Below are 24,378 nucleotides of genomic sequence, written 5' to 3' on the forward strand. Positions count from 1 at the left end.
TATGAAACCTAAAAACGATTAAGTAATTAAGATTAAGTCATATGCATGACTTAAATTACGCATTAGTAACTACCGTAGAACGCATGATAAACTCACCGTAAGAAGTTAGTTTTTTTAAGGTCGACCCAACCAACTGGCATAAGTATGGTACTGCTTAGAACAATATTATGTTGCATAGAATTACTTGTATTCAGCATAATAGCTGGGTTACTTGGATCACTGACGGGGCTTGGTGGCGGGACGGTACTGGTGCCACTACTGACGCTATTCCTCGGCATACCAATAGCCTATGCAGCCGGTGCATCCCTAATATCCACAATAGCAACATCAAGCGGCGCGGCAAGTGCATACATTAGGATAGGATAACGAATGTCAGGATTGGAATGGGCCTCGAAATAGCCACTACGACGGGCTCAATCGTTGGTTCGCTAACAGCCGCCTACATATATAGCCATAACCTTGCGTGGATTGTCTACGTGGTTTTCGGCATCGTGATACTAACATCAATAATACCGACAGCCCAGAGGGGTAAGTACGAGATACCAGACCCAAGGAAGCCCGACTGGACGACAAGGGTCTTCAAGCTATACGGTAGTTACTACGATGATGCACTAAAGATGGAGGTTAAGTATTGGGGTGTTCGTTGGTGGCTTGGTGAGTTGATAATGTTCTTCGCAGGTTTCATAAGTGGTTTGTTAGGTATTGGCAGTGGCGCCTGAAGGTATTGGGTATGGACTGGGCGATGAACCTACCGATGAAGGTGAGCACAACAACAAGCAACTTCATGATAGGAGTAACAGCAGCCACGGGCAGCGCCCTGTACTGGTACTTCGGCTATATACAGCCAATGATGGCTGCAGTCACGGCCATAGGCGTCTTGATAGGGGCTATGAGCGGCACTAAGATATTAGTAAGGATCACGAATAAGCAGGTTAGGTGGGTCTTCCTGGCAATACTGGCGTTCCTGGGCATGGAAATGCTCCTCAAGGGCCTTTACATAGACCACATAATAACGATAGCCGTGGCAACCCAGTACATATTGAGCATAGTATTCACGGCGATAGTGATGTCAATACTGTACTACCGCTACGGCATACTCATGGCAAGGAAGGAGGGAAAAACCGCGGCTAGGGGTGGTGGGAATGCCTAAGTGGGACATGGACTACGTGATTGGGCTAACCCTTAGGTATGGCGTGATCATAAGCATAGCCTAATAATAATCGGTATTGTGTTATTCCACGTTAAGGGTGAGGCCCTTGGGTGCAGCGAGACGCTTGTCATGAGCTCAACATCCCCAATAAATACCACGGTTATACCACCCATGTACGCGCTCTCCAGACTACCAAGCCTAGACCCACTATCATTCATAATACTCGGACTAATGGTGTTAATAGCGACGCCAGTGCTTAGGGTTGCCCTTGGCATTGTCTCATTCGCCATGGAGAGAGATTGGCTCTACGTATTCATAACGGCCGTGGTCTTCATAAACCTAATGCTGGCAATATTCGTACTACCATCAATAATGCACCTACACGCAAACGCACAACTACTCAAACTACTCTGCCCATCCTCTAAATAACACCCTCTATATTTTAAAAATGAAATATTAATGCACTACGCCTCGCTTCCCAGGGATACTATTATCGATGCTATTATTATTAATACGTAGGCCACCAACGTCAATGCCGTGGGTACTTGCCCAAAGAGTAGGAAGCCCCAGATGGCAGCCAGGACGGGTTCCAGTGTGGCTATGACAGAGGCCGTGGATGCCTTGACCCTTGAGACACCCATCGCGAAGAGCCTGTAGGTATCACCGTAGTCACTATCCCGAGGTAAACGCCCCACAGGGCTGGCCTGATTATTGGACTCCAGGAACCCGTAATAGCCAAGTAGGCTAATGCCGTAGGCGCTGTTACGATTAGGGTGTAGGGTATTGCGCCCCAGGAAACGTCGGTCTCATTACCAACCCTGGCAAACCTCCTGGCAAGGGCTATGTAGGAGCCATAGGACACTCCGGATAATATACCCATAACGACTCCCACGGTATTTATCAAACCCCTAATAGTTTGGACGCCTATCAATGCGATGGCGACCATCACCAGTGAGACGCCGATAACCCCACGCCTACCTGGCTTCTCACCCATGGCTAGCGCGGCCAATGTTGCCCACAGGGGCGCCGTATATAGGAGAAACGCCGCTAGCCCCACACCAGCCATGACCGCAGCAAGCGGGTATACCGCAAATAACACGCCAAGCGCCAAACCAGTTATTATGGACGCCTTGCTCAGTGACCTATGAATAAATATGGCCACTAGGGAGGCGAATAACGACCTGAAGAGGGCTAGCATGATTGGGTTCGCACTATACACACTCGCCACACCTATCGTCGACCAAAGAGCCGCGGCAGCCATTATGTAGGCGCCAGGCCATAGACTGTGTTTATCATCCACGACGTGGAATACCACCATCCCCTTAATGAGTATTACGCTCTTCGCTCAACAATAACGGCGCTCCTAATGATCACAGTGTACAGCCCGATGATGCCAGGGCCGTAGCAAATACGAAGCCCCACAGCGTGAGTGGCTGCCTAATTGCGTGTATTAGGAATATGCTCGAGATTGATGAGGCCACAGTCCTACCCAGCCAGTCACAAGTGAGTACAGGCCCATGTAGCGGCCACGGGACCTCGGGTCCGCGAGGGTGTTGGCTATGCTTTGGGACAGAGGTGAAACGATCATCTCCGCGAGGGTTATGAAGAACATGTCAACCACAGCCCAGGTGAAGTTAGGTATGAAAGCCACGGCTAGGTAACTCATGCCGTAAATAACCATGCCAAGCGATATGAGGTTAGGCTTCCTTAAGTACTTACCGATGAGGTCCTGTAGGAAGACGACTAGTAAGCCATTCTCCATGTATAGTAGGCCCACTTGGAACGTGGTTAGGCCATCGTGTGCGTTATAGTACGTGAGTAGTGGGAAGCCGAGTTGACCCATTACGAGGAATGTTAGGAAGGTCGGTATTAGGAATAGGGCGAAGGACCTACTCACGTGAAACGTGAGGCCGGCTTCAACCGTGTAATTTGGCTCGGGCAGGGTGGCCAATAATGGTAATGCGGCCAGTGGTATTAATGAGCCCAGGAGCATTAGGACCCTAAAGCCGTAGACCTCATAAAGCAGCCCACCGATGGCAGGCCCAATGGCCCAGCCGGCGTTTATGCCAACCCTAAGCCTGCTAAAGTACTTAACGAGTGATGTGAACCCCCTCGCGTAATCCCCAACGATTGATGTGTTGGCCACTCCATAGGCGTTGTTGAAGAAGGATTGTGTGAGGACCATGATTATGACAATAAACGGCCTATTAATTACGTATGCAATGAGCAGGGCTATTGATGATGCCACTGCTGAAATGACCATTGTCCGGACCCGACCAAGGAAGTCCGCTAGGTAACCACCAACCATGAAGGCTATGGAGCTAACCACGGCCTGCGCAACGTAGAATAGGGAGACCAGGGTGAGGGGTAGTCTGTAGTATTGGAATAGTGCGAATCCCGTGAAAGACCAGAGGAGAGAGCCGCCTAGAGATCGGACGGCGCCTATCAGGGCGAGTTTATTGCTTAGTTCCATTCAGGCACGTCTTAAGTTGCGTACCTTTTAAGCTATTTCGTAATTAATCACCCTTTTAAGGCCGTTTGTCCCTACCGCTTGAAGCGGTAGGGACTTCCACCTCGCCCATAGGGATTTGCTTATCCCTATGGGTTCATGGGTGGCGGTCGAACCGAACGGAACGCGGCTCCCATCTAGGGTAGGCCCACCAGGCTTTGGGCATTGCCCACATCGCCCTGGTGAGCCCTGAGGAGGAGGTTCCAAACGGCTGCCACGTCACGATGCCAAAGCTCACCACCTGCACTGCACTTACCAATCCTAGAACTATTATTGTAGACTATCGGGGCATTGTGGATTGGGCAGAGCCTAGAAGTGTTCTTTGGGTTAACATAGGCTATTGGGACGCCATACTCCCTTGCCTTCTCCTCTATTGCCCTTTGAATGCCCCTGAATGACGCTTGGTAGATCCTATGCCTAAGCTGCTTATCCCCAATCCTCTTAATCATGCCGTTGGCGGGATTCCTACCAAGCCTCTCTAGGACGATTGCGTACTGCCTCTCCCTAGCGGCCCTAACGATTATATTCGCAATCTTCCACTTAATATCGTTCCTTTTCTCCCTCTCCTTAAGCTTTCTCATGGCCCTCCCCTTAATTCCTGAATCCACACCGTAGAGACTGTCATACCTCTCCTGGATAGCCTTCCTACGGTAGTAATAACCGAGGACAACCCTCTCAGTATTAGTCTCAAGGAGGTATGCAGTGCCGTCAACAAGTATCGTCACGTTACTCTCATTAACATCAACTGGCAGGTATCCTCTAGGCTCATATTCCTCAACCTCCCTAACGAAGGTTAGGTAAATTACGAGCTGCCTACCCTACCGTCAAGCTTCACCCTTGCCTCAGAGGCAAGTCTCCAACCACCATTGACGTACCTCCAGTACTGCTTATGTGGTTCGAGCTCAATGGTCACCCAACCCACGTGGGTTGCAATACTCACTGCGGTGTAGCCGTTAAGCCTCCATAGGTGGTCATCGAGCCATATCGAGATATTTCTAATTTCTGGGTAATCACCCCTAGCCAACCCACGCTTCCTCAACCTCAGGAAACTCTTGGCCCTAGTGGCTGCGTCTTGGCATGCCGTGTAAGCATAATGCGATGGTAGTTGTGGGTATAGGCTCCTCAATTCACGGTACTTCAATGCCTTGAGCCTGGTGAAGCTCCTGACGTTATTACTGACGGCATACATCGTTAACCCCTCAACCATGCTGCGGTACATATCCTCCAACTCAATGAAAACCCTAAACAACCTCCTGGGCAAAGGAGCGGTCCTAACGATAACGGTCCTCGTGACCCTAGCCACTCTCCTCAACCTCCTCAAGGAGTTTCCTGAATCCATCCACGAGCTCCTTTTTCCTGCGGCTCCTCATACCATACAGCCTATTGGCGAAGTCCGTAATGACCGCGATTAGGTCCTCCACAAGCTCCTGGCGCTCATCACAGGCGCCTCATCGTAAACAGTCTCTACCCTAATACCAAATTGCCTAAAGAAGTAGTCAAGGTACTCGAATCCAAACCTCGTTAATCTATCCCTATGGGTAACCACCACAACATCTACCTGCCTATTCACGACATAGTCAAATAACTTCAACAACCCCTTACGATCAGCCCTCAACCCACTGGCAACATCGCTCAGGACATCCACAACCCTATAACCCTTGGCTAAACAATACTGCGTAAGGTACTGTATTTGTCTCTCGAGATCTGCTTTTTGGTCTGAAGAGCTAACACGTGCATAGATAACAGCTTTGGTCTCTCTTGTTTCTGCTTTTCCACTAACTATCCTCTCTATCTCACTTTCTGGAATCATCCACCTACCACTAGGCGTCCTAACAGCACGTATCTTACCAGAGTAAATCCACCTCTTCAAAGTAACAAAATGAATACCCAACCTCCTACAAGCCTCCCTCGGCGGCAGTAATCTCTCACTCATACACTCCACTACACTACAAAACACTATAATACGCTATATTTAAATGTCTCTGCCCAATCAATAAGTTACACATGCCTAACCCACTGGTGTTATTGGCGATACTCGTGACCCTACCCAACGGCACCACCCATCAGGTTAACGCACTAATTAATAATTACGGGGTTTATACATACCCAATTAACTACGCCGTCATTTACAACCACGTGATTGGCTCGGGCACCTACCTAATGACCATAGAGCCGGGCACATACTACTCAGTGAGTATTTATGGGCCGGGCCCAACGGGGCTTTACCTAACCTCGAACATGGACGTACTACTACTCGTGCTGAGCAGTCAGGGATATAGTGAGCTAAGGTCTGGAGGTACAGTTAAGCCGTTATTCACGTACTACGGGCAATCACTCAACGCAACGATTGAGTTACCGAGCGGTGAGTACTACATTGTCGTCATTAATAATGGCTCATTAAACGCCCATGTAATGCTTGTGCTAACCCGCGACTACCCAACACCAATAATTAACGCACCAATCGGCATTGTTGATTACGGCTAATGCCCTCACAGGTTGGTTACATACCGTACTCGTACACGACCAGTGAATTCCTTGGCGAGGCCAGGATATTTAGCGCGAGCTTTCAGCCACTAACCAGCTGCGACCAGCTACCGCCAGGTTCATTTTCGCTCCAATTAAATGCGGTGCTTGAGGTGATAATTAATAGCCAAACCCAGTATTACTGGGTTCAGAACGTCCTAATCCTAGACCCCACAAGCCACTTAATGGCGCCACTCGTCAATGTCTGGAACATGAGCAGTACCGAGTCCATCATGAACCCATTACTCATTATTGGTCAAGGCTCCGTGGTGAATAACGAGGTTTACGCATACATGGGCAATTGGACACCCTACGAACCACCATTAACCGTAAGCATGACGATAATTACCAATAGAACAATCGATGGCTTCCCCGAGGTGCTTCTCGGATACTCAGTGAGCGGTGTTAATGCGCTTATTGATAACGTCACATTCCTAATGAGACCATCCTGGGGTCCATACCTCGTAGTCAATGGCTCTGAATACTCATCACTGGGTTACCTAATCGATGCCGAGTTCGTGATTGGAGGGCCGGGCTGCGGGGCTATGGTGTTGGCTAAGGAATTGAATGTAACCCTCTCACTCAATTACAAGGGACCCAACGGCGAGTTACTGCCAATACCCAGTGCCTGGAGCTTGGTAGTGACACTGGTGAAACTGTGGTCAATGCCAGGGCATACGCAGTGGCGCCAGGTACCGTGGGTATTACCGTGGGTAGTGAGTACGCTGGACCCCTAATCAACGCTGATTACCTGGCATTCCTAATACTCAATGATTACCCAGCCAATAACCAAAGCATTGTGTCCGCAGTATTACCATTACCCATGGGCTCTAGGGTAACCATAACAACACCACGAAGTATTTACCTGGGGAATAACACAATGCTGAGACTCATGGGCCTACTCATTAATGGCATTTACATGAATACCACAGAGTTGTCACCAACCATGAACCAGTCATACGTGATAAATTACCTATGGGGTAGGTACTACAGGCTCGAAGTTATAGACATTACAAACCAAACAATAAGCCTTGGTGGTTGGTACAGCGCGGATAGCATAGTCAATATAACCGTACCAAGGACAATAATTTACCTGAGTAATGAAACGAGGCTCGTATTCACAGGCTTCGCAACAAACGCCACACATTACGTGGCTACGAACAACACCTTAATCCTACTAATGGATGGACCCATAACCGTAATCATTAAATGGGCCAGGGAGTACAACGCATCGTTAACGCTATACACAATTAACGGGGTCTACGTCGGGACCGAGTACCTCGGCTGGGTCGAGTATGGCGAGACTATAACCAACGTGAGTATTAACGATTTCGTTTATGAATTAAAAACGCCGTTAACAATCAATGGCGTAAACAATACTGCAATTCTTAATGCTACGTACAGGGAATTCACCGTGAAGGACATACTGGGCTTGCCTGAACCCTTCACGCAGGTTATCATTAGGTGCGGTGGTCAGGAATTAAGTGGCGTGACGAATGCGTATGGGGTGACCCAGGAATTACTTGTGCCGCTTAATACTGAGTGTATTATTGAGCGTCAGTGATTGGTTACTACAGCATTATATTAATGGCCGTGATTTTAATCACGACATTAGTGGTGACGCAATTAATAAGGCATTAACCCCTTAATTTATTGTAACCAAGTATTGCGTAAACATTAGCAACTATGTACAGTATCGACCCCACAATAATGATTGACAGTATTGCACCTAGCCAGTACCACCTAGCCGCCTTATTGAAGTCCTCGACACCGCTTGACCTACCCAACTCATTGTAGGTGTTCCTCATAAAAAGACCACTTATTAGTATGATTATGTAGCCGACTATGAAGATGGCTATAAAAAGACCAATAACACTAATGTTTAACCCCATGTAGTATAACGATGAAGTAGCACCTAATATTGCGAATAATGCGAATGTAAATAATACACTACCAACAATAGCTGTTATCAGCGCATAAAGGGCATTTCTCCAAATAGCCTCATTCCCATAAGCCTTGGAAAGCCTGTTTAATGCTATTAGGACCAGTATATAACCCACTATGCTTACATAGGGTATAAACATTAGTATTGAACCAACGAAGCCCAGTGTACCAGCAGATTTTATATCTGATTGATTACTCATTGTTCACTGATTTAATACCTTGCTTAATAAGTTTTTCGTTGATTATGCAATAATTATCAATAAATATTAGGATATTATGCTCTCCACCATTCAAAGGCTATGTAATGCATCTTACCATCAGCCTCGCCCTGGGTAGCCAGGACAAATCGCTTATTAACACTGTGACTTAGCCTCGCGGCCCTCGTTATGTCCAGCGCACTCACAGCCCTCCTAGGCTCGATGAAGTGCAGCAAGACTGGCGCATGGTCAATCCCAGGACCCCTCTCGTAAACCGCGAATAATGAACCAAACTTAAGACCACTCTTAACAATGAAGCCCCCATCCCTCAACTCCCTATAGATTGTGTACACCTGGTCGAAGTTCACCACGGTACTACGCCCAACCCTGACTAGGTCATCCCTCGTTAACTTATTACCATCGCTATCGAGGACCTCTAGAATGCCTTTATCCACTAGGTATAGGGCCTCAATAATCGAGAGCTGTAGTGGTGAACTGACATTGTTTACCTCGCTCAACTTGACCTTATCCTCATTAACGAACTTACCGTAGAAGCCCATTGAGTAGAGTTTCCTGGCATTGCTAATGTCCGTAACAACCACGGCACTGCCTATTAGGTAACCCCTAAACACACCACTTAATGCCCCGCACCCATTAAAAACCAAACCTCATCATTGAGGCGAGGATAACTCCCTCAGCGCCCTGACAGTTGCGATACTATTATCCGCAACACCCAACCTCTTCATCTCTTCCTCATTACACCAAACCTCATTCCTAGGCACATCCTCACTGGGTATTACGGCAAACACGTACTTCCTCTCCCTAGAACCGCCACCGACCAGCACCACCTCAACCTTATCGCTAATCCCAAGCTCCTTCATTGTCTCCGGGTTCATCTTCGCCTTACCCTCATCCACATCGCTCCTACGCCTAATCCTCAACCTCCTCTCACGCCTCTCCCTCTTCTCCTCGGGCTTGATACCACTCGGCGTTAGGAAGCTGGGTATTAGTAGCTTCCTCTCAGGCTTACCCTCACTCGGCTTGCCCTCGCTCATCAAACCAATCACTGCGTGGATTCCCTTTTATTCTTAACCTCGCCAATCAAACCCAACTCTCTAGCACAATCAATGCAGTACCTGACAAGGCCGACCCTGACACTATCCCTCCTACAAACCAACCTACCGCACCTCGCACAGTGCCCAACGGCGAGCCTCTCACGACAGACCTGGCACAAGGTGGCCGAGCAGACCTTACACGCATTTATTGAGTTATCGAAGTCTTCATCGCACACGTACCTACCGCAAATGCGGCACCTAAATACTGCCGGTCTCTCCTCACAAATGTCGCAGAGGTGTATTGACCTAATACCCCGGCAGTGCATGCCGTGCTTTAAATGCTTAATCGAGCGATGCCAGGTACTGCAGTATGTCCGTCCTGGTTATAATTCCCACGGGCTTACCACCACTAACCACTATCAACCTGCCAATCTTGTTAACTGTCATGAGCCTCATGGCATCGTATATGTCGGCCTCCTTATCAATAGTCGGCACATCCCTCCTCATGTAATCCCCAACCCTGGCGTTTAGGCTACCCTCATAAAACGCCTTGGCTATCTCACTAGTCGTTATCAAGCCCATTATCCTACCCTCATCATCAACCACGGGTAAGGCCCTAATCTTCCTCTCGGCAAATATCTTGGCGGCGTCCTTAAGTGGTGCATTGTGCTTTATTGTTATCACGTTCTTACTCATCAGGGCCTCAACCTTGACCTTCGGTATGGCAATTAGCTTGTTAATTGCCACGACCAACTCCCTCAGGTTCTCGTTCTTCTCGGTAATCACGCCCTCAATAATGACCCTGCTATTCGCTGTGGGCCCAATCCTAACATTATCACCAACCCTAATATTCTTCATGTCCCCAATAACCCTAACAAGAGCCCTATTACTGAATGGGTTAATAACGTCTAGTAGCTCAATACCAGTTACGTATAGGTTCGTGGGCAACTTATTAATCGTCATTGGCGCAATATCGAGGGCAAAGACCGCGTTGGTGGGCATCTTAACGTACTCAAGGGCTTTCTGAGTCGGTACATAACCACCGTAGGGCCCAGTCTTAGACTCTATATAGCCCATGGCCCTCAGGGCAACCATGGAGTTCCTAACCGTGCCCTCGTTAATCCCCAACTTCTCGGCAATATCCCTTGACTTAACCGGCTTCTTAGACATCATGTACAACTCAACAAGTGCATTGAGTATCGATGTGTACGTCGAGGGCAACTTCTCAATCATCATATCAATTCACTACTATTATAGTAGAAGATTTAATGTTTATAATTTTTATTCATCGTAGGTTGCACGTTTTTTTCTCGTCCATAATTAGTAATTATTCTTAATTATTTATAATTCGATAATAGGCTGTAAACCCTAACCTTCTTATTACCGCGAACCTCATAGTTAAAAGTCACCAAACCACGCTTAACGAGCGAACCCAATGCCTTATAGACACCTTGAATCGTTGCCACACCGCCAAGTCTCTCCCAAACCTCGTAGGCCGTTAAGGGCCTTGACCCCTCGAGCACGCCGATTATTGCCTCCTGAAGCTTCGTTAAGCCGCCAAGCTCCCTACCAACCCTATACTCCTTAACCCCGGTGCCCGTTATTACGGCCACGTAGTCCCTACCCAGGGTTGACGCTACGGCATAGGCCATTGCCGACACGGGCTTAACGTACATACCACTCCTCGCTAACTCAATCATTGACCTAATCGTCTCCTCATCACCAACGTTAACAACCCTGGCATTGGCTGTCTCGACAAGCCAATTACCAACGTCCGTCATCTGGCCAGCCCTATGCTTGACCAGGACAAGCTTCGGCAACTCGCCAATGAAGCCCCACTCACGCAATTCTCTAAACCCCTCATAAACAGCCAGGGCTAGGTAACCCCTCTCCATGGGCAGCACCACGCTTGAATCTCGCCGACCTGCTCATAGAGCTCGTAGGCTATAGTCTTAATGCCATCTAGGAATAAAGGCTCGCCATAGTAAACGTTGACCTCACGTTTACTGCCGAATTCTACAGATACGTTATTCATGATAGACAACCTAAGGAGCTCAGGATAAGCGCCAACTCTGTCTGGGTCCACGTAAACCCTGACATTAATGCCCGCGGCATTGGCGTAGGTGGCTATTGACAGGGTAAAGTCTTCCTCAAACAACACCTTGACCTCACCCTTCACATTACTAATAAGAACCGAGGAGCCCCTATCCATGAATGAACCAGTTGGGTTCCTAGACTCATCCTTAATCATAACCCCATTAATCCTCCTAATCCTCGTAAAACCCTCACCAAGCGACACGACCCTAGGGCCGTAATTCAACACTGACGCGTACCTAAGAATGCTCGGTTTATCCCTATCAATCCTCAGGGTATTTCTCGGCTCCGTTATTAATGGGAAGCCACACCTGGGACAGAGTGGGCCGTTACCAGGCCCTGAATAGCCACACCTCAGGCATCGAAGTCTTGCATTAACCCTCATTCTCACCTCTTACGGCTACCCGGGGTAAAAGTCTTTGTCCCATCTTTACGCTGCTTCATGGGTAACGCATTAGGATTGATTGCCTTTCAACTTCCTGAGTAGTTCCATGACCTGCCCCTCACCTAGATCCCTCAGTAATTCCTCCGTACTCTCAATACCGAGTTTCTCAACAATGGCATCCGCTATTGCAGCCTTGATGAGACTCCTCCTGTAAACGTGCTTACCAATGTTCCTGGCCAACGCACTTAGTTCCTGATACCTTAGGTAAACATCATCAACATTAATCACATCGTTGAGAAGCCACCTCCTGAGCATTAACGTAATCTGGGCTTTGATGACTGAGCCTGGCCCAAAGACCTCCTCAAACACCCTTTCCACAGCAACCCTCAACTCAGGCCCATACTTATCACATTCAGGGTCAAGCACGCAGTCGAGAACCCTGAGTAATCTTGGTAATTTACCACTAAGTGTCCTGAGCCTAACCGCCAGGGCCTCGCTTTGGGTTCTGTGGAACTTAATACCATGTTCACTGAGCACTTCCTCAATTCTAACAGTCAATTGCTCTAATGATTTAGTCTGCGTCTCATCCTTAATACCAATCACCTGCATACCACGCGTTACCCAATTAATAAGGCCTTGAGACCCCCTCCTCATTGGTCTACTTAAGTAGTCGGGTGTGCCCTCGACTAGTCGATCAACGACCATGCCCGTAAGCCTATCAACTATTAAACCATCATCATTAATAGCTACAAAATCCCTTCTAGTCTCGTCAAGTCGATTCGTCATTAACAAAGTAAGTTTCAATGGGTTAATAAACTTTTTTTAAATTAATCCTTAAGAATGGTTAATAATTATAAATTTTGGCAAAAGCATCCCGTAAAGCGTGGATCTATTGCATAAAAATAGAATGAGGCGGATTAAGTTAATAATCCCCTTTAGTGCTTAGTGCCGTGTCACTACATGAACTGAATTAATTATGTAAGGCAATGTTTAGAAGGTGTCCTTACCTAGCAGTTAATCCTCAATGTATTCATATATCCTCAATAACTTAGCATTCGGTGAAGACTTTCAATTTAATAATAATAGGGAGCCCAGGAACACAACCTAGACATTATCAATCTATTAAGGTAAAACTTTTTTAAGATGTTTTAAGGAATTACCAACTTACTAGTAATGGCTATTGAGACTGTAAAACCTGAGACATTAGGCCTAGCCGTTAAGGGGAAGGAGGTGATGTCACTCAGAAGGTTCATTAATACCTTCAGGATTCCGCAGTGGCACCCGTGCCCATGCAGTGAGGGGAAGACCGCAGAGGAGCTTGGTAGGGCATACCTGGATAGACTCCTTGAGACTAGCCAGAGGGTGTTGTTGCCCATCCTCACCATAGGCAATTACGTATTAACCAGTACGTGCTTGCTCATGACGGCCGTGAAGTACGCAAGCAATGAGATCCTGGACAAGGTTAGGGTTGAGGTTTGGAACCTCGGCGAGTATAGGGATGAGGAGAGGTTTGCGGTGATGGCGTTGGCGGCTGAGTTATGTAGGGTTCATGAGGATAAGGGTGATAGGGACATAAAGCTTGAGTTCGCCAGAGAGCTCATTAGGAGGTACGTCATTGATACTGCCATGAAGGATCCAGGTCAAGCCCTTAAGCTAATCAATGAATTAAGCCAGGGATTCCACACCACCGAACTTGCTAAAGTACTTAGTAAGTACATAAAGGTCACCCCACGAGCAGGTGAGAATTACGTTAGGGTCTTCACACGTGATAAATCATTCATAAATGAATTAAGGGGCATGGTAATGGAGCTTGATAAAGGCGTAGAAAAAAAGTACAGCATTATCCGATATAGAACAGAACATTAGTGTAGATGACGGCGAAAAATGCACGATAGTTTTCGCCGTATTAACGGGGGATTTACGATAGATCGTGGAATTCAAGGTTCCCTGGAACAATTTACTATGAAATCACAGGATGAGTCCATAGTGAAGAGGTTGAGGATTGCCGCGATTAAGGAGTTGGTTAAGGGGTTTGGTGGGGCTGATGAGGTGGATCTAAGCCCATTGTTTAGGCTGAGCATTAGCGATGTCAATACATTGTATAGGAGACTTAAGGATACACAGCCCAGTGAGCGCCTGGACTTGTTGAGGAAGGTCATGGTGTTGATAAGGGAGGAGAGACTGAGCCAGGTCAAATTATTACTGCATGCACCTGGGCAATCCCAAACTCAGACTACGGTTCAGGTCATGCCTAATGAGGCGGCGGTGGAGGGGGATCCAATCTTCGAGAGGGAGTTCAAATTTGCCTGCGATAAGGATACCTGTGGTGTGATTAAGGGGCTGGCTAGGGCTTCATTGGACGGCGATGCTGAGGCAATGCTAAGGGCGTCCCTAATGCTGGCCACGAAACTCGCGGAAAGACTGGGCTTAGGGTCGCTGTCCAGTTTGCTAGGCGTGATTGATAAGCACGTGGGCAATGAGGAGTTCCTAAACATACTAAGTAGTGTGGCTAACTTATTGAGCAATAATCCAGGCCTTACTTGGGTTATCACGAACTTTGTGAACGCAGTAAGGACTGGGAACCTTAATGAGACGATATACAGGGTAATAAATGGATTACCTAGGGAAACCGAGAAGGCGCTAAGGAGTAGGCTTGGGCATTGAATTGTGAGCAGTACCTGGACCAGGCGAGTTGGGTTAAATCGCATCACCACGGCGGCCAAGGCATTGGTGTAAGTACCACCACCACCATGGAGGCGCTGATTGAGGTGGTTGTGATGGGGCCGTTACCTGGTCCGTAGTTATTGAAGGGCAGGAAACATAGGTAATGCCTCCAACCGTATTCATTAGGCAATAACCAACTACTTCTGGTCCACTTGTGATACCGCCCTGGCTTGGTGGTTCGTAGGTGCTTACCTGACTTGCCCAGCGTGTCTTGTCTATGTAGGACTTCGCTAGTGGTATGCTTATGGCTATGATGGAGATTATGGTTATTATCGTAATAGCCAATATCACGGCGGTGACCACCGAGGATATGCCCTTCCCCATCATTATACTTCAGAGATCTATTTTTAAGGGAAGCATAATATGTGTTTGGCGAGCCATGGGTGAAGGCTACCTTAAATAAGGTAAAGTCCTATTACAGTGATGGGAATCGACGAGATATTCACCGGAGTTATTGGCTTTGCCATAGCCATGGTGATAGTCGGCGCCGTGGTAGGTGGTGTGCTTTATGGCTATTATGCCTATGTTCATAACCAAGTACTCGCCAACTACCTATGGCCTGTGGTTGATATTGTACCTAACTCCTCGGGCTATTATATGGCAGTGATTAACACAGGGCATGAGCCTTCTTCGTCAAATACATAATATACCCAAACGGGCAGTCACAGAGTGTGAACAGCGGAGTCCTCTACCAAAACCAGTACTGGATGACGACGCTGCGGTCAATGCCGGCGGCGGTCATGGTATGCTCAGCCATAAACCCAAACGTCTGCGTGATGGCTAAGATGAGTGGTTATACGGTATTGGGTGGCGGTAGTGACGGTGGCATTGAGGTTGTTGTTAATGATCCATACAACGCAACTTGGGTCGTGGAGTGGAGCTACCCTACATCCCTATTTCCGTATATAGCTGTGAAAAGCACATCCTATGAATGGTACATAAACCCACCATACCTACCCATAGTCATTGGTTTCGTGGCATACATAGCGCACAACCCCAATGGTTATATATGCAGTATAAAGCCATCACCATCCGGGTATTGCCAGGAATACTTCCCCGGTGCCTGGGCGTGCCTAGCAACGTATTACCCCGGTGATGTGCAGGAATTCACGGTGACTTGCAACTCAACGCAGCAATCACAATCATACTGGTCATTCCCACCACCATATATACCACCATTACCGCCACCTCCATAAACTTTCCCATCACTATTTCAACTTATTATTACTTCAACCAGTGTTTATTGGCTCAGCGAAGTATCGCCAGACCCAGGTCCCGAAGGATTCCAGGTACGGCGACATTGTTGAGTTCCAAGCCGTGCCGGTTACGGCATACGTGTACATGGTCGCCACGTACTCGGCAAACGGTATTGTCAGGTTCAGGGCTGCTCGTGGGTTTGTAACGTAAGTTATGTCTAGCCTACATGGAACTATATTGGGCGTTTGACTATCGTTGTAGACATAGGCATAGCCATAATACGTCCTATTTAGGGCCAACACCACCAGTCCTGAGTAGGAGGCGTTTATGTATATTAAGTCGTTGGTCATATTGACAATCCTTGGATAGGGCATAACAGGGCCTGTTCCTGTTACGTCTCCGTAGATGGCGACGGTATAGCCCCGTACAGGGTAATTGAGGGTGAAGTTACTGACCCAGTAATAACCAATCCCCGGCAGGTATAGGTATTTCCACGTGCCATTCACGTAAACAACAACGCCAAGCCTAAATAGGCGGGTGTATTCCACGGCATGGGGCATTACCATGCCATAGCAGGTGTTGCTGCACTTGGTTAAGCCGCCCAGGGTTTGGTTGAGCACATTGACGGGCACAACCCACACGCCTATGTACCAAGTCGTCATGTTTGGCAGCACCACCACCCTGTCCCAGCACCATCCCGTTCCTGTGAAATTAAGCCAAAACTCCTCAGTTAATTGATGCGTGGTTTCATTCACGTAGACCGTATGGTTTATGTAGATTGGTTCATAAACGACCTCTGTACGAACCAAGCCCAACCCACCTGTAATGGCCTGCAAAGGCTTCACGTAAGGACTTACTAATATCACTGCCAGGAGCACCATTGCAACCACGCCGGCGACTATCAACGCCCTCTCCGTGTTCGTGGCGTAGTACCACCAACTCATCAAAATAGAGTCACGGAAACCCCGCTAAAAGGCTTTTAGGAGGCTTCAACGGGCAACCCAAAAGTAACCCCTTATAAACTAAAGTTTAAACAATAGTGATGAACGCAACAACCCATGTAAAAGTGACAAAATCAAGGGTTAAACAAGACACTAGGCCCAGGGTATCTAGGGCTAGGAGGGTGAATTCACCCTACTATGGCTGATCGTGACCGTGGTCGCCATAGTCATGGCTGTGGTAATTCTATACTTCGTCTATGCAAGTGGCATGAGGGTATTAAGCACGACTAATATACCGACAATAAGCGCATCGGCATCAAGCGGCATCTTAACGGTAAACATAAAGAATACGGGCATTGGCAGCCTAGCCATATACGGTATAACACTCTACGCAGCACTAGCCAGGCGAGCTGCACCAGCGCCAATTACTACCTAGATGGGCAGTCATACACGCCACCAAGCAGCAGTGGTTCATCATCAAGCAGTGGTCCGTTGGTGACGCTTAAGCCAGGGCAGACATTCACGGTCGTTTACTCAAGCTCAAGTTGTCCCATTGATGAGATCACGAGCGTACAGGTAATGACGAGTGCTGGTGCATACACGGTCTCCGTTACGTAAGGGTTAAAACGTTAATAAAATAAAATAATCAAAATATATTGTTAAATCTTCATTTTCCCCTTTTAAATAAATTAATTATTATCATTTGATGGATGTTAGGGAGATCGTGGCTGATCTAGTCTTCGTGGTTAGGGCACCTGTTGATGGCATAGAGCAGGCGCTGAATGAGGTGGCTGGGCTTAGTATGGCGTGGCGTAAGATAGCCACGGTGATGAAGGTGCTCAATAGTCCCTGGGCACTACCGAGGAGTTATAGACGTGAATTATTGAGCATTGCCAATACCTACTTCTCAGCTGGTAGTGACCCGGCAATAACATTCATGGCGCTCCTAAATAGGTATAACTCAGTATTGAATCAATGGGCTGAGTGGCAGGGGCAGGCGCTTACGGCAATGATAGCAATAGCAATAATGCTCAGCGTCCTATCATTCCTGGTGATCCTGGGTGTCCCACCGGCGGTCCCAGCAGTGGGCCTGATCCTCGTGCCATTCATCCACTATTTCCAATTGGAAATCACTAAGTATGATTACGTCAATCCAAGCATTGCAGCTGCAATTACGGGGGTCATTGCCTATGCTATTAGTCAGTACGTGTTTAGGCTGGGCATAACCCAATCCGCACTCCTGGTCGGCATTGCCGTTGGCGTTAGCTTCGCGGCACTCTACATGCCTCAATTTGCATTATTCATCAGGAATTACCTAGGAATGCCGCAGAGGGTGTTGGAGTCCTTTGGAGAGTTACTTACTGTGCCGAACCCACAGCCGCCAAAGCCGATAACCGTGGTGGAGAGGGAACTTAGGCCGTTGTGGGATTACGCATACTCAGTCGGGGTTAGGGAATTCATTGAGCGTGTGAATATTGTCGTTGATTCCCTGGTCACCTTCATAAGGAGGTCAGTCACCACAGGCATGATTTATGGCCCATTCATCTCCATTGGCTATGCATTCATGTTGTTCGTAGCGTACATACTATATGGCATCGACGTATCGCAAGTGACAGGCATTCCCATGCCAATAACATTAAACCCACAGGCAATCACGCTGTCCTTAATACCGTTTGCAATAACGACAGCAGTATTGACCGGGAAGGCAATCCACTCAATAGGCTTGGGCATTAGCCTTGTGCCGTTGTTCCTAGCCCCATTAATACCGCTGGTTTGGTGATTGGCATGCACGTGAGTAAGCCAAGAATCATGAGCCAGGGGTTGGTGAGGCAGTACACGGTGGAGTTCGGCGGGATTAAGACCGATATTGAGATTCACCTAATCCAGGCGGCGCAGTACGGCGTCCACGACTACATAGCCTACGTCATTGATGAATTGCCCGACTGGGTAATCGCAATGCCGCTGGAGAAGATTGTTGACTGGATCGGGTCTGGTGCCAAGCCTGAGAACGCAATCAAGAGGGGTCTTAAGGAAATTAATGTAAAGCCAACAAAGGAAAACCTGGAAATAGCCGCAGGGGTCTTCAACAGGTGGTTTAATTATTACGGGGCGTTGACGCCGTTGCTACTCATGGAAAACATCACGGACGTATACATCAATAAGACTGGTACAAAGTTCGGCATGGGCGGCATATACATAGAGCATGCACTCCTCGGCCGGGTTCAGGTAGTGATTGGTTGGGAACCCTACGAGTTGAGGAGAGGTAGGAAGGCCATTAAGGTGGTGGCCTTCGATTTAAACGCATTCGTTGATTATCTCATTAGGAGGATTGCCCAGAGGACTAGGACTGCGATCACCACGTACAACCCAGTGACAAGCGTCGTTGATTCGGAGCTTGGTGTTAGGTTTAGCGTTGAGACGGAGCCGGTGAACCCGGGTTCAATAAGCGTTAGGGTCCTGCCCCGTAAGCCCTGGACGCTCCCGGACATGGTTAGGAATGGCATGATTAATGTTAATGACGCCTCAGCGCTCTGGTTGTTGGCTGATCATAAGGTCCCCATCCTATTCATTGGACCATGGGTAGTGGTAAGACGAGTTTACAGAACGCTGTTGCCTACATGTTGGTGACTAAGTCCATGGCCTTGATAATGGATGTCGCCGAGCTCTTCCTACCGCATCACCAAGTCGTGAAGCCCATGTTCGAGAGGGTGGCCTACGCGCATGGGATTAGGAGCATTGATAAGGCGGAGCTCATCAGGCAGGCGCTGAGGAGTGGCGTGGATATTATCGTGCTTAATGAGGCTAGGTCCAGGGATGAGTTCAAGGCACTTGCCGAGGCAATTACACTGGGTCACGGGGCATTGACTACATTCCACGCTGAGGACTACGAAGCAGCCAAGGTTAGGCTCGCAACCCTGGGTCTGGAAGCCGAGGAGTTGCTAGGGCTTTCGGTGGTTGTTGAGGTTGGCATGACTAGGGACGTCAGGTACAACAGGGAGACTGGGGTTTATGAGGTGCTAATCAGGAGGTTTGTGAGGAGGATCCATAACACGGATCATTACCTGGCGAGGATAGCTAGGGATTATGGCACGGACTACGTAAGCAGGCAGCTGGAGCTTAGGGGCGCATTCCTAAGCAAGGTAGCCAACGCGGGTTTAAACCATGATCAATTGGCCAACCTGCTCTACGTGTTCTATAGGGAGCCGGGTATTGTTCTTAAGGGCCTTGGGGAGTCGTCTAAGGCAGGTGCCGGGGCTATTGGTAATCAACCACTTCCTGAGAATCTCCTCAAAATCGACTCTGAATTAGTAGAGTCTTTTAAGCGTGAGGATAAGAATAGTGGGGATATTGGGGATGGCGCTTAAGCCTCGCTATGTGGTGATGGTATTCTTTAGTGGGAGTAAGGGTGGGACTGGTAAGTCGACGCTCGCCGCCAACCTAGCCATACTCCTGAGCCAATCACTAAAAACAAACACCCTACTAATCGACCTGGGCGTAGACTCAACCAAACAGCATCGAGGATACTCGGCGTGGTCCCGGACAAGCAGGGTGCCCTGGACTACCTAGTGGGCTCTGTAGGTGAGGTTAATCGATTGGTGGATAAGTCAAGTTACTTATCCTCCGTTTTCGTCGTACCGCCGGGCATGACGAGGTCTTACCAACTCAACATAGGCGTTAAGGATGCCTACTCCAGGTGGTTGGGCATGCTTGGTTCCCTGGTCATGGCTACGGGAGCCTCGGTAATCCTCATAGACATGCCCGCAAACGCGCCAATGCCAATCACGGTGCCTCCATTACTTACCGCCCAAATAATAAACATAGTCCTAGACCACGCAGCCTACAGCGAGTACGTGCTCAGGGAGATAGATAACGCCTACATACAGCCCATGCTCACCCAATTGGGGTATAAGCAGGTAATTAATGTGATCCTCAATAAGTCGCTCCCCAACATGGATGTTGATAATAGGATCAGGGGTTATGCAAGGAATGGTGAGGTCTTCGTATTACCAACAAGCCCCATAGTCCAGTACTTGACAGCAACCCTAAAGCCCGTGGTTCTCTACGAACCTAGGGGCACCCTGGCGGAGTTTAGGAAGGCATTCGACAATATGACAAACACATTGACTAGGCAGGTGAAGGCTATGCTAACGGGTCACGTGGATTAGAGACCCTTTTAAACAATTAATTCCTTACCAATGATGAGTAATCCAATCGAGATGTTCCTAAAGGAGTCAACGGGTAGTCAAGGTCAACAACCCCAGCAAAATCAACCCAGCGAGGTGGGTCAGGCGAAGCCCGTCGTAGAGACGTTGCCGACACCACCCTCACCACCAACCGCACAACCACTACCATCAGCACCGAGTGGTCAGATAATCATTGATAGTATACTCAACCAACTTAATAGGTTAACGCTTATTGAGAAGGCAATAATTGCGTCAGCCCTCGGCTTCGAGGAGCCCCTCAAGAGCATAAGCTGAGGAGTGGGTTAAGCTCATTGAGGAGAGGGTTGGGAAGTATTACGCAGATGCCTTCAGGAAGTGGGTGTCGCTTAAGGGCTGCGGTGGCGAGAAATGAGGAATGATAAGCAGGATGAGTACAGGGCATTGAGGAGACTGGAGAAGGAGATTAGTGAGTTGGGTAAGTTAAGGCTCAGGGCTAGGAGATTGAGAGTTAAGCAGGGCGTGGCTTGCGATAAGGACCTGGTTAGGTTTGCCAGTTCCTGGGCGGTTAAGTGCATCAAGCCATTAAGGGATTACTGCTGGAACACCATCATTAAATTAGGTAGGTACTTCACGCCCGCATCCATTAACTCAATCCTAACCAAGGCTCAATCAAGGGGTTTAAGCATTGAGGTAGTAATCATACTACTCTCCCAATGCGACCTAAAGCAGTGCGATGATAGGCTGGTCAGGTACTACCTTGACACTGGCAGGGTAGATACTGACCAACTACTTCAAATCCTTCGGGGCCAGGGAGTATCAATAAGCCCAGGAGAACTTAAGGCAATAATCGAGGGTAGATACAGAACTAAGGAGAAGGGAGGTCTTTCCATATTTCAAAGGCTCATTAAGCATTAAGCCCTGGATTCAGTAATCGATTCAGGATACGCGTTGATGCGTAATGATCATTGGCGGCAAGTCACGATGTGCCTGCTCCGTAGATAGACAATTAAGACTAACTATGCCCTCATTGAGGTATCACCACTTTAACACTGCCAATGCTTAAGCCATGCCCAAAAATGCCGGTGGCTCTAACCCAGTTAGTGATTTATTAAATCAATGATTATCTCAATTCATGGAATAGTGAGGGAAGCCGTTAATGAATGATGCACCAACCAGTGCGGTCATAGCCCTACTCTAAATTGGCTTGGAGTGAGGAGGAATAATAGCCAGGCCGAAGAGCCTGTGGATGCAGCGGGTATGCAAATCCAACAATCATGCCAGCCCTAAGAAAGACACTTTATTTACCGTGCTTTATAATGCCGTAAGGAGTAGGATATGGATAAGATTATATTTTACTTATTAAGTTATTTTATTGTTTTACCCAATGATCCCCTTAGTTTAATCATTAATTTAATTATATTTCAATAAAATATTGTTGATATTATGTCAATTATTAACTGAGTATATATCTGAATAATAGGGTTTACGTTAAGTGAAAGTTTTGCCCAAGCCTACTCAATACCTGTAAGCATCACCTTAAATACGCACTGTATCGAGGATTACATGCTTAGTCATGGCTAATGAGGTTGGGTTCGTTGTTAATGTGGAGAGTCCACTGGTGTATGTGGTGTCCATAAAGAGGAGTAGTGGTGTTAATCGTTATGACTATGTGTACATACCCATGAGGGACTACGTAGATAACAAGGAGGTTGATGTTAAGGTGCTTGGGCAGGTCCTGTGGATCAAGCGCGAGCCGTATAGGGTTGGGGTTGATGGCTACGTGGCCGACGTCCTGGAGGACATGCCAAGGGACAGCATTGTGGAGGTCGTTCAGGCCAGGGTTATGGTGCTTGGCTATAAGTATGGTGATAAGATATACATGCCTAGGACGACACCTGCCGTGGGCACGCCCGTGTACCTAGCCGATACCAACATGGTCAGCGAGTTCGTCAGGGTTGACCCAGAAAGAGCGCTATGCATTGGTAGGCTATCGCTCAAGTCCGACGTGCCCTATTGCATAGACATGAATGGGCTCAGGAGCACCTAGCCATAATAGCGTCCACGGGCTCTGGGAAGACGTGGACCTCGGTAATACTCATTGAGGAACTGCTGAAGAAGGGCGCCACAATACTCGTCATAGACCCACATGGGGAGTACGTGCACATAAAGAACAGCATCTCAAGGCTTGGGCCTCAATTCCTCGATAAGGTCATCATCATATCGGCATCCGAGGTGGGTGTAGGCGATTTGAGGTATAAGATAAACACGATGAAGGTCCAACCAGAGATCCTAGCGGATGTGGCAGGTGTGCCAAGGGGCGCCTCTAAGATTAGGTACGTAATATACTTAGTACACACCCTGGTCAGGACTATCGTTAAGTACAGCGGTGCCAAGCAATTAGGTACTCCGGACTCAATGATTAGGGTGATCAATGAGGTCCTAGATCACGGTGCTAGTACAAGCATTGACAGGGTGCTCAGGCGACTCGGCGTGGTGCTTAATGAGGAGGGTAGGGCGAAGGCGGAGAAGGTGCTTAAGGAGCTTGAGGACTTGATAGATAGTAAGACGAAGAAGTCACTGCTCGTCAGTGCCAGGGTGTACCTAAGAAGGCTTAGGAGACTTGGGCTATACACGTACTGGTCACTACCGCTGGATAAGGTACTTAGGCCCAGCTCCGTGGCCATCGTAAACCTCGCCGGCCTAAGTGATGAGGTTCAGGACCACGTGGTTTACCACATACTGAGCAGGGTATTCAGGGCGAGGGTTAACCACGTCAGGAACCTGCCAGGTTCTAGGTATCCATTCCCAGTGGTTGTTATTTTGGAGGAGGCCCATAGATTTGCCCAGCCGAGGACTGTCAGATCAACACTGAGTTTAGGGGTTATATCCAGGATTGCGGGTGAGGGTCGTAAGTTCGGCGTGTACCTGGTGGTCATAACCCAAAGGCCGTCTAAGGTGGATCCCGACGTACTCAGCCAGTGCAATAGTCAGGTAATACTAAGGCTTGTTAATCAGAGGGACGTGATGGCGGTGCTAAGCGCCAGTGAGGTGCTTAATGAGGAACTTGGTAGGTTAATACCGATGCTTGACGTTGGTGAGGGTATTGTTGTCGGCCCAATAACGCCACTACCACTCGTGATTAGGCTCAGGGATAGGGTACTCGATTACGGCGGCTCAGACATAGACCTAAGCAAGGCATGGACTGCCCAGTCTGATTTAGGCATAGAGGAGTTGAGGAGAGGTGTTGAGAAGGTCCTTAGCACCAGGGTTGGTGCAAGGAGCGTGGTTGAGGCTATCTCACTAATTAATGATGTCAGTGACGTAAGTCTCGACACTGGCGTCCTCAGTGGTAGGGTTGGTAATACGCATGTTGAGGTTAGGCTTGGCGAGAATTCCTGGAGTTGTGAGGTGTGTGGGTCGCCCTATGAGCCATGCCCACACGTGATAGCGCTTACTGCAAAAGCAATTAAGAATGGCCTGCTGAGGGTTGATTAGA

General features: G+C 48.2%; 33 protein-coding genes and 2 pseudogenes. 19 read left to right on the forward strand and 16 right to left on the reverse strand.

What is annotated here, in order from left to right:
• The first annotated feature begins 144 nt into the window (after positions 1 to 144).
• Positions 145 to 1,150 (forward strand): annotated as a pseudogene (locus JCM14467_RS20250) (sulfite exporter TauE/SafE family protein).
• 78 nt (positions 1,151 to 1,228) lie between these two features.
• Positions 1,229 to 1,579, forward strand: coding sequence for a DUF1634 domain-containing protein (locus JCM14467_RS12675; RefSeq protein ID WP_252901624.1), 351 nt, complete (start codon positions 1,229 to 1,231; stop codon positions 1,577 to 1,579).
• Positions 1,580 to 1,614: 35 nt separating this feature from the next.
• On the opposite strand, the gene JCM14467_RS18700 is transcribed toward JCM14467_RS12675, so the two are convergent.
• From JCM14467_RS18700 to JCM14467_RS12695, 6 genes and pseudogenes are all read right to left on the reverse strand, one after another.
• The gene (locus JCM14467_RS18700) at positions 1,615 to 1,791 is read right to left on the reverse strand and encodes an EamA family transporter (protein ID WP_252901625.1); all 177 of its coding nucleotides are present in this window, start codon (positions 1,789 to 1,791) and stop codon (positions 1,615 to 1,617) included.
• Positions 1,749 to 2,450 (reverse strand): DMT family transporter, encoded by a 702-nt coding sequence (locus JCM14467_RS12680; protein WP_252901626.1) that lies wholly within the window; start codon positions 2,448 to 2,450, stop codon positions 1,749 to 1,751. Before JCM14467_RS12680 ends, JCM14467_RS18700 begins: the two co-directional genes overlap by 43 nt.
• A gap of 150 nt (positions 2,451 to 2,600) precedes the next feature.
• Positions 2,601 to 3,623 carry an MFS transporter gene (locus JCM14467_RS12685; RefSeq protein WP_252901627.1) on the reverse strand — a complete coding sequence of 341 codons (1,023 nt, stop codon included), beginning with the start codon at positions 3,621 to 3,623 and terminating at the stop codon, positions 2,601 to 2,603.
• 173 nt (positions 3,624 to 3,796) lie between these two features.
• The gene (locus tag JCM14467_RS18705; RefSeq protein WP_252901628.1) at positions 3,797 to 4,384 is read right to left on the reverse strand and encodes an IS200/IS605 family accessory protein TnpB-related protein; all 588 of its coding nucleotides are present in this window, start codon (positions 4,382 to 4,384) and stop codon (positions 3,797 to 3,799) included.
• Positions 4,385 to 4,461: 77 nt separating this feature from the next.
• The gene (locus tag JCM14467_RS18710) at positions 4,462 to 4,962 is read right to left on the reverse strand and encodes a hypothetical protein (RefSeq protein ID WP_252901629.1); all 501 of its coding nucleotides are present in this window, start codon (positions 4,960 to 4,962) and stop codon (positions 4,462 to 4,464) included.
• Positions 4,955 to 5,592 (reverse strand): annotated as a pseudogene (locus JCM14467_RS12695) (IS607 family transposase). The gene JCM14467_RS18710 and the pseudogene JCM14467_RS12695 overlap by 8 nt, the downstream one beginning before the upstream one ends.
• Before the next feature lie 71 nt (positions 5,593 to 5,663).
• Here JCM14467_RS12695 and JCM14467_RS12700 point away from each other — a divergent pair.
• Genes JCM14467_RS12700 through JCM14467_RS12710 form a run of 3 tightly spaced genes read left to right on the forward strand, consistent with a single transcriptional unit; the run spans position 5,664 to position 7,746 of the window.
• The gene (locus tag JCM14467_RS12700; protein ID WP_054850404.1) at positions 5,664 to 6,143 is read left to right on the forward strand and encodes a hypothetical protein; all 480 of its coding nucleotides are present in this window, start codon (positions 5,664 to 5,666) and stop codon (positions 6,141 to 6,143) included.
• Entirely contained in the window at positions 6,143 to 6,919 is a 777-nt protein-coding gene (locus JCM14467_RS12705) for a thermopsin family protease (protein WP_054850405.1), read from the forward strand. Before JCM14467_RS12700 ends, JCM14467_RS12705 begins: the two co-directional genes overlap by 1 nt.
• A complete protein-coding gene (locus tag JCM14467_RS12710; protein WP_252901630.1) occupies positions 6,841 to 7,746 on the forward strand; it encodes a hypothetical protein in 906 nt (301 codons plus the stop codon). Before JCM14467_RS12705 ends, JCM14467_RS12710 begins: the two co-directional genes overlap by 79 nt.
• Positions 7,747 to 7,819: 73 nt before the next feature.
• Here the strand turns inward: JCM14467_RS12710 and JCM14467_RS12715 are convergent, their stop codons facing one another.
• The 8 genes from JCM14467_RS12715 to JCM14467_RS12750 all read right to left on the reverse strand — a co-directional run bounded on the left by JCM14467_RS12715 (position 7,820) and on the right by JCM14467_RS12750 (position 12,643).
• Positions 7,820 to 8,326, reverse strand: a complete 507-nt coding sequence (locus JCM14467_RS12715) for a DUF996 domain-containing protein (protein WP_054850407.1) — start codon at positions 8,324 to 8,326, stop codon at positions 7,820 to 7,822.
• A 74-nt stretch (positions 8,327 to 8,400) separates the two neighbouring features.
• Positions 8,401 to 8,955 carry a tRNA-intron lyase gene (gene endA / locus JCM14467_RS12720; protein WP_054850408.1) on the reverse strand — a complete coding sequence of 185 codons (555 nt, stop codon included), beginning with the start codon at positions 8,953 to 8,955 and terminating at the stop codon, positions 8,401 to 8,403.
• Between the two features lie 39 nt (positions 8,956 to 8,994).
• Entirely contained in the window at positions 8,995 to 9,378 is a 384-nt protein-coding gene (locus JCM14467_RS12725; protein WP_054850442.1) for a hypothetical protein, read from the reverse strand.
• 8 nt (positions 9,379 to 9,386) lie between these two features.
• Complete coding sequence (locus tag JCM14467_RS12730) at positions 9,387 to 9,704, reverse strand: hypothetical protein (protein ID WP_054850409.1); 318 nt, start codon at positions 9,702 to 9,704, stop codon at positions 9,387 to 9,389.
• A gap of 16 nt (positions 9,705 to 9,720) precedes the next feature.
• On the reverse strand, positions 9,721 to 10,614 hold the full coding sequence (locus JCM14467_RS12735) for a CBS domain-containing protein (RefSeq protein ID WP_054850410.1): 894 nt from the start codon (positions 10,612 to 10,614) through the stop codon (positions 9,721 to 9,723).
• Between the two features lie 101 nt (positions 10,615 to 10,715).
• Positions 10,716 to 11,282 carry a hypothetical protein gene (locus JCM14467_RS12740; protein ID WP_252901631.1) on the reverse strand — a complete coding sequence of 189 codons (567 nt, stop codon included), beginning with the start codon at positions 11,280 to 11,282 and terminating at the stop codon, positions 10,716 to 10,718.
• Positions 11,255 to 11,857, reverse strand: a complete 603-nt coding sequence (locus tag JCM14467_RS12745; RefSeq protein ID WP_054850412.1) for a threonine synthase — start codon at positions 11,855 to 11,857, stop codon at positions 11,255 to 11,257. Before JCM14467_RS12745 ends, JCM14467_RS12740 begins: the two co-directional genes overlap by 28 nt.
• Before the next feature lie 69 nt (positions 11,858 to 11,926).
• Complete coding sequence (locus tag JCM14467_RS12750; RefSeq protein WP_054850413.1) at positions 11,927 to 12,643, reverse strand: hypothetical protein; 717 nt, start codon at positions 12,641 to 12,643, stop codon at positions 11,927 to 11,929.
• A 387-nt stretch (positions 12,644 to 13,030) separates the two neighbouring features.
• Between JCM14467_RS12750 and JCM14467_RS12755 the strand changes: the two genes are divergently transcribed.
• On the forward strand, positions 13,031 to 13,723 hold the full coding sequence (locus JCM14467_RS12755) for a hypothetical protein (protein ID WP_054850414.1): 693 nt from the start codon (positions 13,031 to 13,033) through the stop codon (positions 13,721 to 13,723).
• A gap of 96 nt (positions 13,724 to 13,819) precedes the next feature.
• Complete coding sequence (locus tag JCM14467_RS12760; protein ID WP_054850415.1) at positions 13,820 to 14,521, forward strand: hypothetical protein; 702 nt, start codon at positions 13,820 to 13,822, stop codon at positions 14,519 to 14,521.
• A 33-nt stretch (positions 14,522 to 14,554) separates the two neighbouring features.
• Here JCM14467_RS12760 and JCM14467_RS12765 read toward each other — a convergent pair whose 3' ends face one another.
• Entirely contained in the window at positions 14,555 to 14,908 is a 354-nt protein-coding gene (locus tag JCM14467_RS12765) for a hypothetical protein (protein ID WP_252901632.1), read from the reverse strand.
• Positions 14,909 to 15,004: 96 nt separating this feature from the next.
• Here JCM14467_RS12765 and JCM14467_RS12770 point away from each other — a divergent pair, with 96 nt between their 5' ends.
• Entirely contained in the window at positions 15,005 to 15,226 is a 222-nt protein-coding gene (locus tag JCM14467_RS12770) for a hypothetical protein (RefSeq protein ID WP_054850416.1), read from the forward strand.
• A 26-nt stretch (positions 15,227 to 15,252) separates the two neighbouring features.
• Complete coding sequence (locus JCM14467_RS12775; protein WP_054850417.1) at positions 15,253 to 15,777, forward strand: hypothetical protein; 525 nt, start codon at positions 15,253 to 15,255, stop codon at positions 15,775 to 15,777.
• Between the two features lie 33 nt (positions 15,778 to 15,810).
• Here the strand turns inward: JCM14467_RS12775 and JCM14467_RS12780 are convergent, their stop codons facing one another.
• Positions 15,811 to 16,722, reverse strand: a complete 912-nt coding sequence (locus JCM14467_RS12780) for a hypothetical protein (protein ID WP_054850418.1) — start codon at positions 16,720 to 16,722, stop codon at positions 15,811 to 15,813.
• Between the two features lie 211 nt (positions 16,723 to 16,933).
• On the opposite strand from JCM14467_RS12780, the gene JCM14467_RS12785 reads away from it, so the two are divergent.
• From JCM14467_RS12785 to JCM14467_RS12815, 10 genes are all read left to right on the forward strand, one after another.
• Complete coding sequence (locus JCM14467_RS12785; protein WP_252901633.1) at positions 16,934 to 17,155, forward strand: hypothetical protein; 222 nt, start codon at positions 16,934 to 16,936, stop codon at positions 17,153 to 17,155.
• A gap of 270 nt (positions 17,156 to 17,425) precedes the next feature.
• Entirely contained in the window at positions 17,426 to 18,499 is a 1,074-nt protein-coding gene (locus tag JCM14467_RS12790; protein ID WP_054850420.1) for a hypothetical protein, read from the forward strand.
• An 11-nt stretch (positions 18,500 to 18,510) separates the two neighbouring features.
• Positions 18,511 to 19,347, forward strand: a complete 837-nt coding sequence (locus tag JCM14467_RS18715; protein WP_252901634.1) for a hypothetical protein — start codon at positions 18,511 to 18,513, stop codon at positions 19,345 to 19,347.
• Positions 19,296 to 20,084, forward strand: coding sequence for an ATPase, T2SS/T4P/T4SS family (locus JCM14467_RS18720; protein WP_252901635.1), 789 nt, complete (start codon positions 19,296 to 19,298; stop codon positions 20,082 to 20,084). Before JCM14467_RS18715 ends, JCM14467_RS18720 begins: the two co-directional genes overlap by 52 nt.
• Positions 20,074 to 20,286, forward strand: a complete 213-nt coding sequence (locus JCM14467_RS18725; RefSeq protein WP_252901636.1) for a nucleotide-binding protein — start codon at positions 20,074 to 20,076, stop codon at positions 20,284 to 20,286. The genes JCM14467_RS18720 and JCM14467_RS18725 overlap by 11 nt, the downstream gene beginning before the upstream one ends.
• A complete protein-coding gene (locus tag JCM14467_RS12800) occupies positions 20,250 to 20,885 on the forward strand; it encodes a ParA family protein (protein ID WP_252901637.1) in 636 nt (211 codons plus the stop codon). Before JCM14467_RS18725 ends, JCM14467_RS12800 begins: the two co-directional genes overlap by 37 nt.
• 33 nt (positions 20,886 to 20,918) lie before the next feature.
• Positions 20,919 to 21,197, forward strand: coding sequence for a hypothetical protein (locus JCM14467_RS12805; RefSeq protein WP_252901638.1), 279 nt, complete (start codon positions 20,919 to 20,921; stop codon positions 21,195 to 21,197).
• 93 nt (positions 21,198 to 21,290) lie between these two features.
• Complete coding sequence (locus JCM14467_RS12810) at positions 21,291 to 21,797, forward strand: hypothetical protein (protein WP_054850422.1); 507 nt, start codon at positions 21,291 to 21,293, stop codon at positions 21,795 to 21,797.
• A gap of 658 nt (positions 21,798 to 22,455) precedes the next feature.
• Entirely contained in the window at positions 22,456 to 22,929 is a 474-nt protein-coding gene (locus tag JCM14467_RS18730; RefSeq protein WP_252901639.1) for a hypothetical protein, read from the forward strand.
• On the forward strand, positions 22,896 to 24,377 hold the full coding sequence (locus JCM14467_RS12815) for an ATP-binding protein (RefSeq protein ID WP_252901640.1): 1,482 nt from the start codon (positions 22,896 to 22,898) through the stop codon (positions 24,375 to 24,377). The genes JCM14467_RS18730 and JCM14467_RS12815 overlap by 34 nt, the downstream gene beginning before the upstream one ends.
• The last annotated feature ends 1 nt before the right edge of the window (position 24,378 follow it).

It is taken from the genome of Vulcanisaeta sp. JCM 14467, from assembly GCF_001316245.1.
In the GTDB taxonomy this organism is placed as follows: Archaea; Thermoproteota; Thermoprotei; order Thermoproteales; family Thermocladiaceae; genus Vulcanisaeta.

What these genes read in the sequence shown, in the direction of transcription:
- JCM14467_RS12765 (WP_252901632.1), bottom strand. Translation starts at nt 14,908, where the DNA reads ATGATGGGGAAGGGCATATCCTCGGTGGTCACCGCCGTGATATTGGCT.
- JCM14467_RS12810 (WP_054850422.1), top strand. Translation starts at nt 21,291, where the DNA reads ATGAGGAATGATAAGCAGGATGAGTACAGGGCATTGAGGAGACTGGAG.
- JCM14467_RS12715 (WP_054850407.1), bottom strand. Translation starts at nt 8,326, where the DNA reads ATGAGTAATCAATCAGATATAAAATCTGCTGGTACACTGGGCTTCGTT.
- JCM14467_RS12725 (WP_054850442.1), bottom strand. Translation starts at nt 9,378, where the DNA reads ATGAGCGAGGGCAAGCCGAGTGAGGGTAAGCCTGAGAGGAAGCTACTA.
- JCM14467_RS12760 (WP_054850415.1), top strand. Translation starts at nt 13,820, where the DNA reads ATGAAATCACAGGATGAGTCCATAGTGAAGAGGTTGAGGATTGCCGCG.
- JCM14467_RS18700 (WP_252901625.1), bottom strand. Translation starts at nt 1,791, where the DNA reads ATGGGTGTCTCAAGGGTCAAGGCATCCACGGCCTCTGTCATAGCCACA.
- JCM14467_RS12750 (WP_054850413.1), bottom strand. Translation starts at nt 12,643, where the DNA reads ATGACGAATCGACTTGACGAGACTAGAAGGGATTTTGTAGCTATTAAT.
- JCM14467_RS12730 (WP_054850409.1), bottom strand. Translation starts at nt 9,704, where the DNA reads ATGCACTGCCGGGGTATTAGGTCAATACACCTCTGCGACATTTGTGAG.
- JCM14467_RS12780 (WP_054850418.1), bottom strand. Translation starts at nt 16,722, where the DNA reads ATGAGTTGGTGGTACTACGCCACGAACACGGAGAGGGCGTTGATAGTC.
- JCM14467_RS12790 (WP_054850420.1), top strand. Translation starts at nt 17,426, where the DNA reads ATGGATGTTAGGGAGATCGTGGCTGATCTAGTCTTCGTGGTTAGGGCA.
- JCM14467_RS12735 (WP_054850410.1), bottom strand. Translation starts at nt 10,614, where the DNA reads ATGATGATTGAGAAGTTGCCCTCGACGTACACATCGATACTCAATGCA.
- JCM14467_RS12685 (WP_252901627.1), bottom strand. Translation starts at nt 3,623, where the DNA reads ATGGAACTAAGCAATAAACTCGCCCTGATAGGCGCCGTCCGATCTCTA.
- JCM14467_RS12770 (WP_054850416.1), top strand. Translation starts at nt 15,005, where the DNA reads ATGGGAATCGACGAGATATTCACCGGAGTTATTGGCTTTGCCATAGCC.
- JCM14467_RS12700 (WP_054850404.1), top strand. Translation starts at nt 5,664, where the DNA reads ATGCCTAACCCACTGGTGTTATTGGCGATACTCGTGACCCTACCCAAC.
- JCM14467_RS12805 (WP_252901638.1), top strand. Translation starts at nt 20,919, where the DNA reads ATGAGTAATCCAATCGAGATGTTCCTAAAGGAGTCAACGGGTAGTCAA.
- JCM14467_RS12745 (WP_054850412.1), bottom strand. Translation starts at nt 11,857, where the DNA reads ATGAGGGTTAATGCAAGACTTCGATGCCTGAGGTGTGGCTATTCAGGG.
- JCM14467_RS18720 (WP_252901635.1), top strand. Translation starts at nt 19,296, where the DNA reads ATGGGTAGTGGTAAGACGAGTTTACAGAACGCTGTTGCCTACATGTTG.
- JCM14467_RS12755 (WP_054850414.1), top strand. Translation starts at nt 13,031, where the DNA reads ATGGCTATTGAGACTGTAAAACCTGAGACATTAGGCCTAGCCGTTAAG.
- JCM14467_RS12705 (WP_054850405.1), top strand. Translation starts at nt 6,143, where the DNA reads ATGCCCTCACAGGTTGGTTACATACCGTACTCGTACACGACCAGTGAA.
- JCM14467_RS18725 (WP_252901636.1), top strand. Translation starts at nt 20,074, where the DNA reads ATGGCGCTTAAGCCTCGCTATGTGGTGATGGTATTCTTTAGTGGGAGT.
- JCM14467_RS18730 (WP_252901639.1), top strand. Translation starts at nt 22,456, where the DNA reads ATGGCTAATGAGGTTGGGTTCGTTGTTAATGTGGAGAGTCCACTGGTG.